Annotated in this window: 10 protein-coding genes and 5 pseudogenes; 6 read left to right on the top strand and 9 right to left on the bottom strand. The window is 69.8% G+C overall.

The window, feature by feature from the left end; all coding sequences use genetic code 11:
• The first annotated feature begins 810 nt into the window (after positions 1-810).
• Together AC067M_RS26550 and AC067M_RS26545 are read left to right on the top strand one after the other, a co-directional pair.
• A complete protein-coding gene (locus AC067M_RS26550) occupies positions 811-2,241 on the top strand; it encodes an endo-1,4-beta-xylanase (protein ID WP_478699535.1) in 1,431 nt (476 codons plus the stop codon).
• A gap of 103 nt (positions 2,242-2,344) precedes the next feature.
• A pseudogene (locus AC067M_RS26545) lies at positions 2,345-2,545 on the top strand (RICIN domain-containing protein); the annotation flags it as partial.
• On the opposite strand, the pseudogene AC067M_RS26540 reads toward AC067M_RS26545, so the two are convergent.
• The 3 genes and pseudogenes from AC067M_RS26540 to AC067M_RS26530 all read right to left on the bottom strand — a co-directional run.
• Positions 2,522-2,617, bottom strand: a pseudogene (locus AC067M_RS26540) (antibiotic acetyltransferase); the annotation flags it as partial. The pseudogenes AC067M_RS26545 and AC067M_RS26540 sit on opposite strands and share 24 nt — an antisense overlap.
• 52 nt (positions 2,618-2,669) lie before the next feature.
• Positions 2,670-2,810 (bottom strand): annotated as a pseudogene (locus AC067M_RS26535) (IS630 family transposase); the annotation flags it as partial.
• Positions 2,811-3,619: 809 nt separating this feature from the next.
• The gene (locus AC067M_RS26530) at positions 3,620-5,164 is read right to left on the bottom strand and encodes an MFS transporter (RefSeq protein WP_478699534.1); all 1,545 of its coding nucleotides are present in this window, start codon (positions 5,162-5,164) and stop codon (positions 3,620-3,622) included.
• Between the two features lie 151 nt (positions 5,165-5,315).
• On the opposite strand from AC067M_RS26530, the gene AC067M_RS26525 reads away from it, so the two are divergent.
• Entirely contained in the window at positions 5,316-5,882 is a 567-nt protein-coding gene (locus AC067M_RS26525) for a TetR/AcrR family transcriptional regulator (RefSeq protein WP_478699533.1), read from the top strand.
• A 332-nt stretch (positions 5,883-6,214) separates the two neighbouring features.
• Here AC067M_RS26525 and AC067M_RS26520 read toward each other — a convergent pair whose 3' ends face one another.
• From AC067M_RS26520 to xylB, 6 genes and pseudogenes are all read right to left on the bottom strand, one after another.
• The gene (locus AC067M_RS26520) at positions 6,215-6,637 is read right to left on the bottom strand and encodes a hypothetical protein (protein ID WP_478699532.1); all 423 of its coding nucleotides are present in this window, start codon (positions 6,635-6,637) and stop codon (positions 6,215-6,217) included.
• Positions 6,638-7,164: 527 nt separating this feature from the next.
• Positions 7,165-8,688, bottom strand: coding sequence for an acetaldehyde dehydrogenase ExaC (gene exaC / locus AC067M_RS26515; RefSeq protein WP_478699531.1), 1,524 nt, complete (start codon positions 8,686-8,688; stop codon positions 7,165-7,167).
• A gap of 94 nt (positions 8,689-8,782) precedes the next feature.
• A complete protein-coding gene (locus tag AC067M_RS26510) occupies positions 8,783-10,033 on the bottom strand; it encodes a GAF domain-containing protein (RefSeq protein ID WP_478699530.1) in 1,251 nt (416 codons plus the stop codon).
• Positions 10,034-10,129: 96 nt separating this feature from the next.
• Positions 10,130-10,725, bottom strand: a pseudogene (locus tag AC067M_RS26505) (N-acetylmuramoyl-L-alanine amidase).
• A 276-nt stretch (positions 10,726-11,001) separates the two neighbouring features.
• Positions 11,002-12,243, bottom strand: a complete 1,242-nt coding sequence (locus tag AC067M_RS26500; protein WP_478699529.1) for an ROK family protein — start codon at positions 12,241-12,243, stop codon at positions 11,002-11,004.
• Positions 12,244-12,256: 13 nt separating this feature from the next.
• Positions 12,257-13,702: a xylulokinase gene (xylB, locus tag AC067M_RS26495; RefSeq protein ID WP_478699528.1), complete on the bottom strand. Its 1,446-nt coding sequence runs from the start codon at positions 13,700-13,702 to the stop codon at positions 12,257-12,259.
• A 177-nt stretch (positions 13,703-13,879) separates the two neighbouring features.
• On the opposite strand from xylB, the gene xylA reads away from it, so the two are divergent.
• The 3 genes and pseudogenes from xylA to AC067M_RS26480 form a co-directional block, all read left to right on the top strand.
• Positions 13,880-15,046, top strand: a complete 1,167-nt coding sequence (xylA, locus tag AC067M_RS26490; RefSeq protein ID WP_478699527.1) for a xylose isomerase — start codon at positions 13,880-13,882, stop codon at positions 15,044-15,046.
• A 150-nt stretch (positions 15,047-15,196) separates the two neighbouring features.
• Positions 15,197-15,604, top strand: coding sequence for a hypothetical protein (locus tag AC067M_RS26485; protein WP_478699526.1), 408 nt, complete (start codon positions 15,197-15,199; stop codon positions 15,602-15,604).
• Positions 15,605-15,642: 38 nt separating this feature from the next.
• A pseudogene (locus tag AC067M_RS26480) lies at positions 15,643-15,948 on the top strand (maleylpyruvate isomerase N-terminal domain-containing protein); the annotation flags it as partial.
• Between the last annotated feature and the right edge of the window lie 22 nt (positions 15,949-15,970).

Here is a 15,970-nt window from a genome sequence, read left to right as displayed (position 1 = left end):
AATTTCCGAATGCTTTGACGCCACAAGCTAGGAACCGGGGGCCCACTGGTCAAGGTCTGTCGCTGATCTGTCCACAAACAGCACCTCCCGTTTGGGCTTGACAAGCTGTCGCGTCGACCGGAAACACTCCGGAGTTCGCGATACAGCTCGCCAGTCCAAGGCGTCCGCGCGAGGAGAGAAGTCGAGCAAGCGGCGTCCGCACACTCGTCCCGGCCCCGGCCCTACAGCATCCGCCGACGGCGGCGTCGGGGGTTCGCCGTCCGGCTCGCCGGGATTCCGGAAGTTTCGGGCGAGGAACGAAAACTTTCTCTGCGAGGAGTATTGACGATCCATCGTCAATGCCTCAATCATCCCTGTCTGAGAACCGGCCATGGTTCGAGATATCGAACCATGGCGACCACTGAGCAATCTGTGCTGCACGGCAGATCCACGCCCAGCTGCACGACAGATCCGCGCACCAAAGTACCTGCGCCACCCCGTTTCGTTTTCCGGTGAGGTTCGCAGCAGCGCATCCTGGCTCTTCGCGCAGTTGGAGAGGTACGCGACGCCGCGTGGCGGTCCCCCGGCTGAGCCGCGATGGAGTACCCCCATGCCTGTGTCGAAACACCGCCGCCGCCCGCCGTACGTCACCCGACGGCCGACCGGGTGCCGTCCGTGCCGGGTGAGATCGTCCTGGTCCCATGACCGTGGTGTCCGGTGATTCCGTGCTGCCCGGGTTCCGGCCCGCCCCGTCCGTCTGCCGAGTGGGAGCGGACGACGCATTCCCCTGCGCTTCAGTCCTTCCGTGATTTCTACCTTGGAGGCACAGCCATGGGCTCGTATGCCCTTCCCAGATCCGTTATCCGCCGGAAGATCCGCGGCCTGCTGTTGGCGCTGGTCGTCGGCGTCCTCGGTACGGTCGCCACACTGGTCGCTCCGCCGACCGCACACGCCGCCGAGAACACGCTCGGCGCCGCGGCGGCGCAGAGCGGCCGCTACTTCGGCACCGCCATCGCCTCGGGCAGGCTGGGCGACTCGGCGTACACGACGATCGCGGGCCGTGAGTTCAACATGGTGACGCCCGAGAACGAGATGAAGATCGACGCCACCGAACCGCAGCGGGGCCAGTTCAACTTCACCGCCGGTGACCGCGTCTACAACTGGGCGGTGCAGAACGGCAAGAAGGTGCGCGGCCACACCCTGGCCTGGTACGCCCAGCAGCCCGGCTGGATGCAGAACCTCAGCGGCAGCACGCTGCGCCAGGCGATGATCGGCCACATCAACGGCGTGATGGCCCACTACAAGGGCAAGATCGCCCAATGGGACGTCGTGAACGAGGCCTTCGCCGACGGCGGTTCGGGAGCCCGGCGCGACTCCAACCTGCAACGCACCGGCAACGACTGGATCGAGGTCGCCTTCCGCACCGCGCGCGCCGCCGACCCGGCCGCCAAGCTCTGCTACAACGACTACAACGTCGAGGACTGGACCTGGGCCAAAACCCAGGCCATGTACTCCATGGTCCGAGACTTCAAGCAGCGCGGCGTACCGATCGACTGCGTCGGCTTCCAGTCGCACTTCAACAGCGGCAGCCCCTACAACAGCAACTTCCGCACCACCCTGCAGAACTTCGCCGCCCTCGGCGTCGACGTGGCCATCACCGAACTCGACATCCAGGGCGCCCCGGCCAACACCTACGCCAACGTGACCAACGACTGCCTGGCCGTGCCGCGCTGCCTCGGCATCACCGTCTGGGGTGTGCGCGACACCGACTCCTGGCGATCGGAGCAGACACCGCTGCTGTTCAACGGCAACGGCAGCAAGAAGCCCGCCTACACCGCCGTCCTCAACGCACTCAACGGCGGCACCTCCACGCCCCCTTCGGACGGCGGAACGATCAAGGGGGTCGGTTCGGGCCGCTGCCTGGACGTGCCCGGCAGCAGTACCACCGACGGCACCCAGCTCCAGCTGTGGGACTGCCACAACGGCACCAACCAGCAGTGGACGTACACCGCCGCCGGCGAGCTCAGGGTCTACGGCAACAAGTGCCTGGACGCCGCCGGCACCGGCACCGGCACCAAAGTCCAGATCTACAGCTGCTGGGGCGGCGACAACCAGAAATGGCGCCTCAACTCCGACGGATCCATCGTCGGCGTCCAGTCCGGCCTCTGCCTCGACGCCGCCGCAGGCGGCACCGCCAACGGCACCCTGATCCAGCTCTACTCCTGCTCGAACAGCAGCAACCAACGCTGGACCCGCACCTGATGGGATGGCCTGCCACAGACGAAAGGGTGAATCGATGAAGACCCACGGTGCGGCTTCGCCCGCCCCTCCACGAAGACATCGCTGATGGTCCCGGGTCGCCGCCGTGGTGGCGGCGACCCTCGCGATCGGCATGCTCGCCGCGGTGAATCCGGCGCCCGCCGAGGCGGCGACGGTGGACACCAATGCCTGGTATGTCCTGGTCAATCGCAACAGCGGCAAGGCGCTGGACGTCTCTGGCGCGTCCACCGCCGACGGCGCGAGGGTCAGCCAGTGGACGCGCAACGACGGAGCCAACCAGCAGTGGCTTGAGCAGAACCACGCGCGGGTGCTCGGGCATCGGGTGGAGCACGGTGGGGTCAGCTGGAACGGGCGGCATCGTGGAGGCGGTTCCTCTCTAGTGCTCTGACCGCATAGGTTCGCCGGGTTGTTCAGGCTGCGGCTTTGAGGGGGCGTCCGCCCCAGCGGAAGCCCTTCTCGCTTCGGATACGGGCGCGTTCCTTGCGTTCGGCGGTCAGGACGTCGCGGTGGCGGGCGTTGGCGTTGCACCAGCGCAGTAGGCGTGTCATTGCGGAGCCGGTGCGGGTGAAACGGGAACGTCTTCCGGTTTCCCGAACCAGTACTGGCACGCCCTCAAACCCAGGTCGTTGATTTGACCGCGAGATTATGCGCCGCTTCTATGAGCTTGGTGCCCTGCTCTTCCGTAGGAGCCCCTGCGGCAATTCCCTCCGCCGAATCTTAGTACGCGTTACTGGTGGCTGTACCTGCTTGAAGCAGCTTGTCAATGTCTTCCCCCCGCCCATCTGGGCGGTCCAATGCCCGCCAACTGCCGACAATGCGCCGCATTGCCACTCCGGCGTCCGTCAACTCAGTTGCCGTCGTGTTAAGTAGCTCCTCCGTCCAGGTATCAGCGGCGTTCAGTTCGTCCACGGCGTTTTCCGCATTTACCAAATGAGTACCCGCACTGGGCCCCTTGCCCTCGCACTGGCTCAAGAAAAACGCCAGAATCCCGACCGCGGCCGACACCGTGCCGAGCCACCAGCCGATATGAGCCCGCAGCTTGCTCTGACGAGGCTCCTCTGGTGGCTCTGGTGGCCTCGCTGAGGGTTCAGGCGACTCCCCTGAAGGGTCAAAGGCCATGCAGCCCTCCAAGAAATCGGGCCAACTCGACGCCCTCTGAACAGCCGTCAAACCGATAGGACATCGACGCATAAGCGGGCATAGCCCTAGCCTGCATCAAAGCTGATCCAGCCGCATCTGCGCCGCACGCCGACGAGACGCTGCCCTCGTGCCCTTACCGCGGCGAGAGCGCACCGGGCCACCCATCCCTACCGACAACCCGGCGAACCTATGCGGTCACGGCACTGGGGGACCTGGGGCGTCATCCTGGTGTGTGCTGGGAGGGGTCCCGCTGGAGGCTCCTCCAGCGGGACCCCTCCCAGCCGAGGCGGTTGTTGTTGTCAACGCTGTTCGCGGATGCCACGTTCGAGGTGGTGACCGCATCTGGATCGGTGGAGCGTTGCGGCGCCACCGAGCCTTCCGCCGGCTTGGCCCTCGCCAGCCACAGGCCGGTGAACACGGCGGTGGCCAGGGTGATGGCGCCAGCCGCGACGAAGGCGCTGTTGAGGCCGGTCTCGAAGGAGGCGCCGCCGGATTGCCGGGTGCGGACGACAGCTCCGAGTACCGCCACGCCGAGCACCGCGCCGATCTGCCGGGTGGTGCTGCTGATGCCTGATGCCAGGCCGCCTTCCTGCGGGTTGACTGCTTGGATGGCGGCTCCCGTCAGTGGGGACATGGTCAGGGCGAAGCCGGTGCCGACGACTCCCAGCCGCCACCACACGTTCCCGTAGCCGGTGTCGGCGTGCACCATGCCGAGCGCCAGCAGTCCCAGGCCGGCCAGGACCAGGCCGGTGGTAACCACGATTCGGAAGCCGTACCGGGCGGCGAGCCGGCCCGCGTACGGGCTGACGATCACCATGGCGAGGGATACCGGCAGGGTCTGCAGGCCGGCGCGCAGGATCGAGCTGCCCTGGACGTACACGAAGAACTGGGAGAAGAAGAACGACGAACCCATGAGCGCGAACCCCACCACGATCATGGCGGTGTTGGACACGGCGAACAGGCGCTGCCGGAACAGCCGCAGCGGCAGCATCGGCGCGGAACGACGCGCTTCGACGGCGACGAAGGCGGCGAGGAGGATCACCGCGGCGGTGAAGCTGCCCAGGATCACCGGCGAAGTCCAGCCGCGGGCACCACCCTCGATCAGCCCGTAGGTCAGCACCCCCACCCCCAGAACGGACAGCACCGTCCCCGGGACATCGATCGCGGGGGCGCTCGGATTGCGGGTCTCTTCAAGGCTGCGCAGACCGACCAGCAGAAGGACCACGCCGATGGGCAGATTCACCAGGAAGATGGCGGGCCAGCCGAAGGCATCCGTCAGCACGCCGCCGGCCACGGGGCCTGCGGCCAGACCGATTCCGCTGAATCCGGCCCACATCCCGATCGCCTTGATTCGTTCTTGCGGCGCGGGGTAGGCGGCGACGAGCAGGGCGAGCGAGGCAGGGCTCAGCGCCGCGGCCCCGATGCCCTGCAGCACCCGGCCGGCGATAAGCCAGCCGAGCGAGGGCGCGAGGCTGCACAGCAGCGACGCGGCGGTGAACACCGCCACGCCGGTCAGGTACACCCGCTTGCGGCCGAACCGGTCGGCGAAGACACCGCCGGACAGCAGCAGCATGGCGACCAGCAGTACGTACGCGTCGACGATCCATTGCAGACCGGTCAGCTGAGTGTGCAGCCGGTGCTGCATATCGGGCAGCGCCGCTCCAACAATCGTGTTGTCGAGCAGGACCATGAACTGGCCCAGGCAGGTCACCGTGAGCAGCACAGGGTTCGATCGACTGCCTGCGGTCGCATGCGATGCAGCCATGGGGATCCCCCTCAATCGGTAGTTGCGCCCGGTCGCGGTCGACGCGGGTGGCGATACAGCTGAGCGCTCTAAAGCAGTCAGTGACTGCGTTAGGTGACTATAAGGAGGGTCGTCTCGCAAACGCAAGTCACGACTGCGTTAAGGTGGGGGCATGAACGAGCGACAGCGAGCCCGGCGGCCCGGCGGGCGCAGCGCCCGCGTCGGCGCGCAAGTGCACCAGGCCGTCACCGAACTGATCAGTGAGCGCGGCTACGGCAACTTCACCGTCGGCGAGGTCGCAGCGCGCGCAGGCGTAGCCGACAGCAGCATCTACCGCCGGTGGGGCAACCTGGAAACCCTGCTCACCGACGTGGCGCTCACCCGCCTCAACACGCAGTCGCCGATGCCCGACACCGGGAGCCTGGCTGGCGACCTGCGCACTTACGCGGCCCAAGTGGCCCGCGAGATCACCGGACCCGACGGTCCAGCGGTGCTGTACCTGGCCGTCGCCCTGTCGAGCAGCGGTCAGCAGGGCCTGCAGGCTGGTGCCGACCTCCGCGCCGAGCGCACCCGCCAACTGCAGTCCATGCTCGATCGCGCCCGCGACCGTGGCGAGCACGCACCCGACGCGTTCGACGTGCTGGACCACATCCTGGCCCCGATGTATATCCGCGTCCTGTTCGGCATGGGCCCGCTCACCCCGGACTACATCGACGGGCTGGTCGACCGATTGCTGTGACCTCAACCCGGTTCCCGCGATCAGCCTTCGGACGCGGTGCCAGGGCTCCGTGAGGTGCTCGCCGACACGCGCCCGGCCAGCTCAGGCATCCGGCCCTTGGCTGGCTCACGCGGCCTGGCTGAATCCGTCGGTCGGCGGGCCGTCGCCGCGGATCGGGGTGAAGTCGACATCCAGGTGCGGGTTGTAGGCGTTGAGTTCGTCGGCGGCTTTCGGACTCCAAGATCATCCCGTGCGGGTTTCTGGCGTATCTGGGTCATTCCCCTTGTAGCGGCGCGGGGCGACTCAACTCTCGTAGCGCTGGACGGTGCTCCACCGCGCGGGATGCCAGCAGCTCAGTGGCCCCGGTCTGGGTGTGGCTGTGTGGGCAGGGCCCGGACCGGAGGATTGGGCCGGGACCGCGCGTGGAGGAGCTGTCGGTTGTGCGTGGTCAGTTGGTTGACGACGCGGACGAGGTGTTCGACGTCCGTCCGCAGCTGGGCGAGTTCGGTGGCGTCCTTGGCGCGGAGCTCATTCAGTCTGCCGATCTGCTGGCGCACGCGGATCTCGGAGTCCGGCGTCTGTCCGCTCGCCCTCACTTGCGCGTAAAAGTCGTTCTTGAGGTCGAGGTGGCGCTGGGTGAGCGCGTTGCGCGGTACGCCGGCTTCCTGGGCCAGGGCGACGATGGTCAGCGCGCCGGTGGAGTGCTGCGCGGTTCCCTGCAGGATGCGGTCCATGGCCGCGCGGATATGGTCGCGTTCGTCGGGTGCGGGGCTCATGCGGTGCCGTCCTGGAGGGTCTTCGGCGGCATGTACTACGCGGCAATGCGGCCTGCGGAGGTCATCCATCTTCGGCTCGGACAGTGCCATCTGCCCGACTCCGGATGGGGGATGCTCAACCTTTCGGGTGGCGTCGTCACCGCAGGCAAAGAGTGGACGGACGGCGGCTCGGTACGAGGTGCACTCCCTCAAGCGCCGCGCGGCTACCGCGACCCGGCCTGTGCCCATCCCACCGCAGTTCGTACGCATGCTCCGCGCACACATGGAACGCTTCGGCGTGGCGCCGGACGGCCGACTGTTCCGGAACCAGGCCGGCAACCACGTGGACGCAGCTGCATATGGCACAACGTGGCACGGGCACGGAAGTGTCGGGGTTTGGTCCGTGACTGGTCCGGCAGCACTGGTCAGGAGCGGGACATCGGTGGCAGGAACTAGGAGTTATGGCGTAAGTCGGTCCTTGCTCTGGGCGGGCCGAGAGGAAGCGCCTGGCGGGCAAAAGCCCAGCTCAGGCGCCTTTTTTCGTGCCTCTAGAAGAAGCCCAGCTTCTTCGGCGAATACGACACCAGAAGGTTCTTCGTCTGCTGGTAGTGCTCGAGCATCATCTTGTGTGTCTCCCGGCCGATTCCCGACTGCTTGTAGCCGCCGAAGGCGGCATGTGCCGGATAGGCGTGGTAGCAGTTGGTCCACACGCGGCCCGCCTGGATGGAGCGGCCCGCTCGGTAGGCGGTGTTGATGTCGCGGGTCCACACACCCGCGCCGAGGCCGTACGACGTGTCGTTGGCGATCTTGACGGCGTCGTCGAAGTCGTCGAAGGAGGTCACGGAGACCACCGGTCCGAAGATCTCCTCCTGGAAGATCCGCATGCGGTTGTCGCCCTCGAAGATGGTCGGCTGAACGTAGTAGCCGCCCTTCAACTCACCGTCCTGTTCGAGGCGTTCACCGCCGGTGAGGACCTTGGCGCCCTCCTCGCGGCCGATGTCCAGGTACGACAGGATCTTCGCCAGCTGCTCACCGGAGGCCTGCGCGCCGATCATCGTGTCGGTGTCGAGGGGGTGACCGGGCTTGATCAGCTCGGTGCGGGCCACGGCCGCCTGGAGGAAGTCGCCGTAGTTGCCGCGCTGGATCAGCCCGCGGGACGGGCACGTACACACCTCGCCCTGGTTGAGCGCGAACATGGTGAAGCCCTCGAGGGCCTTGTCGCGCAGGTCGTCGTCCTTCTCCCACACGTCGTCGAAGAAGATGTTCGGCGACTTGCCGCCGAGCTCCAGCGTGACCGGCTTGAGGTTCTCTGCGGCGTACTGCATGATCAGCCGCCCCGTCGACGTCTCGCCCGTGAAGGCGACCTTCGCCACTCGCGGACTGGACGCGAGCGGCTTTCCGGCCTCCGGGCCGAAGCCGTTGACGATGTTCACCACGCCCGGCGGGAGCAGATCCGCGACCAGGCTCATCCAGTAGTGGATGGACACCGGCGTCTGCTCGGCGGGCTTGAGGACGACCGCGTTGCCCGCCGCTATCGCCGGGGCGAGCTTCCAGGCCGCCATCAGGATGGGGAAGTTCCACGGGATGATCTGCGCGACGACACCGAGCGGCTCGTGGAAGTGGTACGCCACCGTGTCGTCGTCGACCTCGCCCAGTGATCCCTCCTGTGCGCGGATCGCGCCCGCGAAGTAGCGGAAGTGGTCGATGGCGAGCGGGATGTCGGCAGCCAGCGTCTCCCGGACCGGCTTGCCGTTCTCCCAGCTCTCGGCGACCGCCAGCGCCTCCAGGTTCGCCTCCATGCGGTCGGCGATCCTGAGGAGGACGTCCGAGCGCTCGGAGGCGGACTTGCGGCCCCAGCCCGGTGCCGCCGCGTGCGCCGCGTCGAGCGCCGCTTCCACGTCCTCCGCCGTACCGCGCGCGACCTCGGTGAAGGGCTGCCCGTTCACCGGGCTCGGGTTCTCGAAGTACTGTCCGCGGGCCGGGGGAACGTACTCGCCGCCTATGAAGTGGTCGTAGCGCGCCTGGTAGGAGACGATCGCGCCCTCCGTGCCGGGCGCCGCGTAACGGGTCATGCGGGTCTGCCTCCTTCAGCAGCGCTGCCCGCCGTTGGGCAGCTCTCGGCGGCGAGGCTAGGGACACGGACGTTGCAACCAGGTTGCGTCGCCGTCAGGGTGCCGCCAGCTCGGCCTCCAGGGTGGTCAGCCGGGACCGTACCGTCGCCGTCGGCCGTACCGCCGCCAGCGCTCGCCACACCTCGACGTCGTCCTCACCCCACGGCGCGTGCGCCCAGTCCGCCAACAGGTCGGGATCACGGCGGGCTATGAGCGCGGCCCGCAGCCCATCGGCGAGGAGGCCACGGATCCGTGCCACGGCAGGCGCCCGGGAGGCGGGCAGCAGGGGCCCCGCGTACGCCGCCGCGGCCGCCGTCACCGCCCCGGCCGCCAGACGCCGCTCCACGACGGTGAGGTCCGACTCGACCGGCACGGTGAGCCGGTACGGCCGCGAGGCCAGCAGTCCCGGGCCGAGGACCCCGCGCAGCCGGGCCAGTTCGGCGCGCAGGGTCACCGGCGTCACCGACTCGTCCTCGTACAACGCGCACAGCAGCTCGTCGCCGGTCAGCCCCTCCGGATGGCGGGACAGCAGCACCACGATCTCGCTGTGCCTGCGGCTGAGCCGGATCTTGTGGCCGCCGAAGAGGAGCAGCGCCTCGTCGCGGCCCAGCACCGTCAGTTCGGGCGCGTCAACGGCGGGCGGCTCCGGGGCGAGCAGCGCGAGGTGAGCCTCCGCGGCGCGCGCCACGGCCTGGACGAAGCCCAGGCTGTGCGGATGCGCCAGACCGTCCCCGCCGGTGACGTCGATAGCGCCGAGCACCCGCCCGGTCCGCGGATCGTGCACCGGCGCCGCCGCGCACGTCCAGGGCTGCACCCGGCGGATGAAGTGCTCGGCGGTGAACACCTGCACCGGGCGATCGACGGCGACCGCCGTACCGGGAGCGTTCGTCCCGACCGCGGACTCCGCCCACCGCGCGCCCGGGACGAAGTTCATCCGCCCTGCCTGCCGCCGTGTCGCGTGGTGACCCTCCACCCACAGCAGTCGGCCGTGTGCGTCGCACACCGCGAGCAGATGTGCGCCGTCGGCGGCGAACGTACCCATGAGCTCCCGGAACAGCGGCATCACCCGCGCCAACGGATGCTCGGCGCGCACGGCGTCGAGGTCACCGTCCGCGATCTCCACGCTCGCGGTACCGTCCGGCCCAACGCCGGCCCGCGCGGAACGCCGCCACGAGGCGGCCACCACCGAACGCACCGGCCGCGGCACGGTGCCCGCCTCGGTGAACGTCTCGTGCGCGCCACGGAGGACCCGCGTACGTTCGGCGGGGTCGGCCCCGGGCTCCAGGGCCACCCAGGGATCGGACAACTCGGCCTCCCTCACGGCGATGCGGCTGGGGACATCGTTACGCCGGGTGCCCGCGCCGACAACCGTTTCGGCCGGCCTCCCCCATCCCGGGCACGGTCAGGCGAAGTTGACCATCCTCAGATAGCGCACCCAGTCCCAGAGCGGCCCGGGGTCGGTGTGGTCGCTACCAGGCACCTCATAGTGCCCGATGATGTGCTCCCGGTCCTTGGGGATGCCGTATCTGTCGCAGACCCAGGCTGTGAGTCTCGCCGACTGCTCGTACAGGGCGTCGGTGAAGCAGGCGGGCTGATCCACCCATCCCTCGTGCTCGATGCCGATGCTGCGCGTGTTGTGGTCCCAGTTGCCCGCGTGCCAGGCGACGTCGGTCTCCCGCACGCACTGCGCCACGTACCCGTCGACGGACCGCATCACATAGTGCGCGGACACCCTCTTGTCGGGGTCCTGGAAGATGGACAGGGCCTCGGAGTAGGTGGTCTGCGTGACGTGGATGCGACGCGGTCGACGGTGTAGTCCGCGGGACGCTCCGCCGGGGTGTAATTCGAGAGGGTCGCCGGCTGCCACTCGGCGAGGGGGTAGTCGACCGCCGTCTGCGCGCCGGCCCGGGTGCCACTGAGCAACGCGTACGGCACGGCGGCGAGGGCCGCGCCCTTCAGGAGCCGTCGCCTGCTGGGAAGCGGCCTGGCTCGTTCCATGGAGGGTCCCTTCGGTGCTGGGGGGAGGCAAGGGTGGAGGTCACGCACGGAGACGGGAACCGGGATATCCGGGACCGGACGGTCGAAATGCTGGGGTCACTCATCACATGGGGCTCCGTTCTGCGCACAGCAGGCGCGTCTCGTGTGCATCACGGTACGGCGCTCCCCGATCATGCAGACGGGAGCGGCGCGTTTACGTGGACAGCCACCGGCTTGTGGACAACTCGCCCACTCGAATGGGTGATTCCGGTTTCCTCGCCGCTTTTTGACGGCTGATCAGGCCCGCTCCGCGACCGCCGCCGGATCGTCCAGCACGGCCCGCACGACCGAGTGCGCGGCCCCCAGCAGTGGCCCCTCGGGGCCCAGTCGCGACACCGACACCGGACAGGCCGGCCCCGCCGTGCGCCGCGCCAGCTCGTCGCGCAGGGCCGGCAGCAGCCAGGGCGCGAGTCCGGCCAGCGCACCGCCGAGCACGACGCTCTCGGGGTCCAGCAGGTTCACCGCCCCGGTCAGTGCGATGCCGAGCGCCGTCCCGGCCTCGTGCAGAGCACGCCGTACGTCCTCGTCGCCGTCGGTGGCACGCCCCGCCAGCAGCCCGACGCGGTCCTCGCCCAGCTCCAGACCGGCGGCGCGCAGCACCGCCTCCTCACCGGCGTACTGCTCCAGGCAGCCGCGCCCGCCGCACGCGCACTCCGGCCCGTCGGGCCGCACCGGCACATGGCCCAACTCGCCCGCGAACCCCCGGGTTCCGCGCAGCAGCCCACCGTCCACGACCACCGCCGCACCGATACCGATCTCGGCCGACACGTGCAGAAAGTCTTGAGGGGTGTCCTCGCCGAGCCAGAGTTCGGCGAGCCCGCCGAAGTTGGCCTCGTTGTCCACCGTCAGCGGAAACTCCACGGGCAGCAGGGCACCGATATCGGTGTCGTGCCAGTCGAGGTTCGGGGCGCGTACGACGGTCCGGGCGTCGCGCGCCACCAGACCCGGCACGGCCACGGCCAGCCCGGCCGGCCACAGGCCCTCCCGGTCCGCCTCGGTGACGACCTGGCGCACCAGGTCGGTGAGCTCCCCGATCACGGGTTCCGGGGTGCGGCCGCGGTTCGTGCCGTGCCGCACGGCGCGCGCCCGCACCTTTCCGCGCAGGTCGACCGCGCAGACCGCGAGGTGGTCGACGCCGATCTCGGCGCCGATCCCGGCGGGGCCGTGCCCGCTGACCGTCAGGGCCGATCCCGGGCGGCCCACTCTTCCGGGCCGTGCCGGTCCCGGGCGACCCACCCTGCCGGGCCGCTCGGGACCCAGCTCCTCCAGGAGGCCGGAGCGTATGAGCTCGTCGACGAGGGTGGAGACCGCCGCCCGGGTCAGCCCGATGCGGGAGGCGACCGCGGCACGGGAGAGCGACCCCTCGGCGCTGACGGCGTGCATCACCCGGGCCAGGTTGCGGCGGCGCATGCCCTGCTGGGTGTCGGGCAGGGCGCGTCCGGGACCGGCCGAGTTGTTCTCGTGCAGCGGTGCGGTCATGCCTGTCGAGTCCTCAGTGGGCGTCCGTGCTCCGCTCCAGCAGCGGGGCCGCGTCGGAGAGTACCCCGGCGATCCTGGCCAGCGTCGCCTCGTCCCGCTCCACGGGGCCCAGGACCGGTCCCTGGGCGGTGTTCCAGCGCCGGGCGACGGCGGCCGGGTCCTCGCCGGTCAGCAGGCCGGCGGCCTGGGCCGCGGCGCCGAGCGCGACCAGCTCCTTGGCCTCCGGGACCTGGACGGGGCGCCCGGACAGCCGCCGTACGGTCTGCTGCCAGGCCGTTCCGCGGGCGCCGCCGCCGATCAGAAGCAGCGGGGCCGAACGGTCCGCGTCCTCGTCGAGGACCAGGTCGAGCGCACCGAGCAGCGAGTGGACGGCGCCGTCATAGGCGGCCTGCAGGAGCTGGCCCGCGGTGGTGTCGTGGCGCAAGCCGTGCAGGAGTCCCGAGGCGCTCGGCAGGTTCGGGGTGCGTTCGCCGTCGAGGTACGGCAACAGGGTGACGTCGGTGGTCGGCTCCACGGCCTCGCGGTCCAGGCCCAGCAGAGTGGCGACGCGGTCCACGGCGAGCGTGCAGTTCAGGGTGCAGGCCAGCGGCAGCCAGTCGCCGTGGGCGTCCGCGAAGCCCGCCACCGTGCCGGTCGGGTCGGCGGGGCGCCGCGTCGACACGGCGTACACCGTGCCCGAGGTGCCCAGGCTCAGCACTGGCGTACCGGGACGCAGTCCCAGGCCCAGCGCGGCCGCCGCGTTGTCGCCGGTGCCGGGGGCCACCAGGGTGCCCTTGGCGAACGGCAGGTCGTGGCTGTCGCGGACGGTGCCCGCCACCTCGCCGGGCCGCACCACCCGGGGCAGCAGCGCCGGATCGAGCCCCACATGGGCGAGGGTCTCCGCGTCGTACGACTCCGTCCCGGACGCCCACCAGCCCGTGCCGGAGGCATCGCCGCGGTCGGTCGTGCCCTGACCGGTGAGGCGCTCGGTCAGGTAGTCGTGGGGGAGACGTACCGCCCTGGTCGCGCGGACCGCCTCCGGCTCGTGCTCGGCCAGCCAGGCCCACTTCGTGACGGTGAAGGACGCGCCGGGCACGCTTCCCGTGCGGTCGGCCCAGGCCTTCGGGCCGCCCAGCTCCTCGATCAGCCGGCGTGCCTGCGGCGCCGAACGCACGTCGTTCCACAGCAGCGCCGGACGCACGGGCTCACCCCGCTCGTCGAGGGTGACGAGACCGTGCTGCTGCCCGCCGATCGACACCGCGGCGGCCTCGTGCGCCGCGTCACCGCACTGGCGCAGCGCCTCGCACAGGGCGTCCCACCACTGGCGCGGGTCGCTCTCCCGGCCGGCCCCGGAGGACACGGTGTGCGGTGCCTGACCGCTCGCGACGACCTGTCCGGTGGCCGCGTCGACGACGAGCACCTTGGTGGACTGGGTGGACGAGTCCACGCCGACGACGAGCGGACCCTCGGCTGCTGACATCGGGCTCTCCCTTTTTCCGCGGCTCCGCAGGCTCTGACCTGCTTGTTCTTCGCCCGTCCCGGGTCGCGACGACACGGAACCCACCCCTCGGGGACATCTTGTCCCTTCCCAGAGCTGCGTCGGCATACTAATTTGTAAACGGCCATGACGAAATAGTCAGCAGCAAGGAGCCGCGGCATGAGCTACCAGCCCACCCCCGAGGACAGGTTCACCTTCGGCCTGTGGACCGTCGGCTGGCAGGGAAGGGACCCGTTCGGCGACGCCACCCGCCGCGCCCTCGACCCCGTCGAGACGGTGCAGCGCCTGGCCGAACTCGGCGCGTACGGTGTGACCTTCCACGACGACGACCTGATTCCCTTCGGCTCCTCGGACGCCGAGCGCGAATCGCACATCAAGCGCTTCCGTCAGGCCCTCGACACGACCGGCATGACCGTCCCGATGGCCACCACCAACCTGTTCACGCATCCCGTGTTCAAGGACGGCGCGTTCACCGCAAACGACCGCGACGTGCGCCGCTACGCCCTGCGCAAGACGATCCGCAACATCGACCTGGCGGTGGAACTGGGCGCGAAGACGTACGTCGCCTGGGGCGGCCGCGAGGGCGCCGAGTCCGGCGCCGCCAAGGACGTGCGCGTCGCGCTCGACCGCATGAAGGAGGCCTTCGACCTCCTCGGCGAGTACGTCACCTCCCAGGGCTACGACCTGCGCTTCGCCATCGAGCCGAAGCCGAACGAGCCGCGCGGCGACATCCTCCTGCCCACCGTCGGCCACGCGCTCGCGTTCATCGAGCGCCTGGAGCGCCCCGAGCTCTACGGCGTCAACCCCGAGGTGGGCCACGAGCAGATGGCCGGGCTCAACTTCCCCCACGGCATCGCGCAGGCCCTGTGGTCGGGCAAGCTCTTCCACATCGACCTCAACGGCCAGTCCGGCATCAAGTACGACCAGGACCTGCGCTTCGGCGCCGGCGATCTGCGCTCGGCGTTCTGGCTGGTCGACCTGCTGGAGAGCGCCGGGTACGACGGCCCGCGCCACTTCGACTTCAAGCCGCCGCGGACCGAGGACCTCGACGGTGTGTGGGCGTCGGCCGCGGGCTGCATGCGCAACTACCTCATCCTGAAGGAGCGGGCGGCGGCCTTCCGCGCCGACCCGGAGGTCCAGGAGGCCCTGCGTGCCTCCCGCTTGGACGAGCTGGCGCAGGCCACCGCTGCGGACGGCCTGCAGGCGCTGCTCGCCGACCGCACGGCCTTCGAGGAGTTCGACGTGGAGGCGGCCGCCGCGCGCGGGATGGCGTTTGAGCAGCTCGACCAGCTGGCCATGGACCACCTCCTGGGTGTGCGCGGCTGAACGCACACGCGCCTGGCCTGCTGCGCGCGTGGACGGCGGTGATAGATCCCCGCGTGGAATGCTCCGGAATCATGCGATCCATGGCATGAGTCCGTATCAACTCCCGCGCGGGGGTCGCCCCGTGACCGATTCGAGGCGACTCTGGGCGGTATGGCCATGCCGCCCGTACCGCCCCAGCCGCCCGGACCGCCGCATGACATGCCGCCTCCGGGCGGCTTCGGACCGCCCACCCCGGGCTACAACCCCGGTGGTGGTCCGCGAAGGCGCCCGAACCCCCTCTTCATCCTGCTCGCGGTCCTCGTGGCCGTCGCAGCCGTCGCCGCCGTGGTGCTGATGGTCTCCGGCGGCGACTCCCCGGACGGCAAACCGTCCGGGGAGAGCAGCACGAGCCCCAGCGGCTCGGCCGACCCTTCGTTCAGCATCCCCAGCGAGTTGCCCAGCAGGCTGCCGAGCCGGATCCCCTCCCTGCCGTCGCAGTTCCCCACCGAACTGCCGAGTGGGGTGCCGAGCGATCTTGAGTCACTGTTGCCGTCGTTGGACGACCTCCTGCCTGACTGATCGTTTCAAAATGAGGGCACCGCGTCGTTGAGGGCACGCGCGCGCGTGCCCGCCGTGCCCGCCGTGCCCGCCGTGCCCGCCGTGCGGGCCGGGTCGGCTGTGGAAATGGAACGGCCGTTGCCCGGGCCGCCGAGTCGACGGAGCGGTTGCTGAGCGCGCTGCGCGAGGCCGGCCCGGACGCCGGTTGCTGGACGTGGTGGGGTGCTTCGGAGTCGCCGCAGACGTCCGGTGCCGTCGCCCGACACCAGCTCCAGGAGGCCGCGGTGCACACCTACGACGCCCAGATCACCGCGGGCGCCCCGCAGCCGCTGCCGGACGAGGCGGTGCTCGACGGTGTCGACGAGGCGGGGCGTCGTTCGTAGCGGA

This window comes from Streptomyces sp. NPDC043427 (genome assembly GCF_056436655.1).
Note: the sequence above shows the minus strand (reverse complement) of the source record. Positions and strands in the feature narration are given on the sequence as shown.

Coding starts and splice junctions, on each gene's coding strand:
- AC067M_RS26530 (WP_478699534.1), bottom strand. CDS start 5,164: ATGGCTGCATCGCATGCGACCGCAGGCAGTCGATCGAACCCTGTGCTG.
- exaC (WP_478699531.1), bottom strand. CDS start 8,688: ATGACCCGTTACGCGGCGCCCGGCACGGAGGGCGCGATCGTCTCCTAC.
- AC067M_RS26550 (WP_478699535.1), top strand. CDS start 811: ATGGGCTCGTATGCCCTTCCCAGATCCGTTATCCGCCGGAAGATCCGC.
- xylA (WP_478699527.1), top strand. CDS start 13,880: ATGAGCTACCAGCCCACCCCCGAGGACAGGTTCACCTTCGGCCTGTGG.
- AC067M_RS26485 (WP_478699526.1), top strand. CDS start 15,197: ATGGCCATGCCGCCCGTACCGCCCCAGCCGCCCGGACCGCCGCATGAC.
- xylB (WP_478699528.1), bottom strand. CDS start 13,702: ATGTCAGCAGCCGAGGGTCCGCTCGTCGTCGGCGTGGACTCGTCCACC.
- AC067M_RS26520 (WP_478699532.1), bottom strand. CDS start 6,637: ATGAGCCCCGCACCCGACGAACGCGACCATATCCGCGCGGCCATGGAC.
- AC067M_RS26525 (WP_478699533.1), top strand. CDS start 5,316: ATGAACGAGCGACAGCGAGCCCGGCGGCCCGGCGGGCGCAGCGCCCGC.
- AC067M_RS26500 (WP_478699529.1), bottom strand. CDS start 12,243: ATGACCGCACCGCTGCACGAGAACAACTCGGCCGGTCCCGGACGCGCC.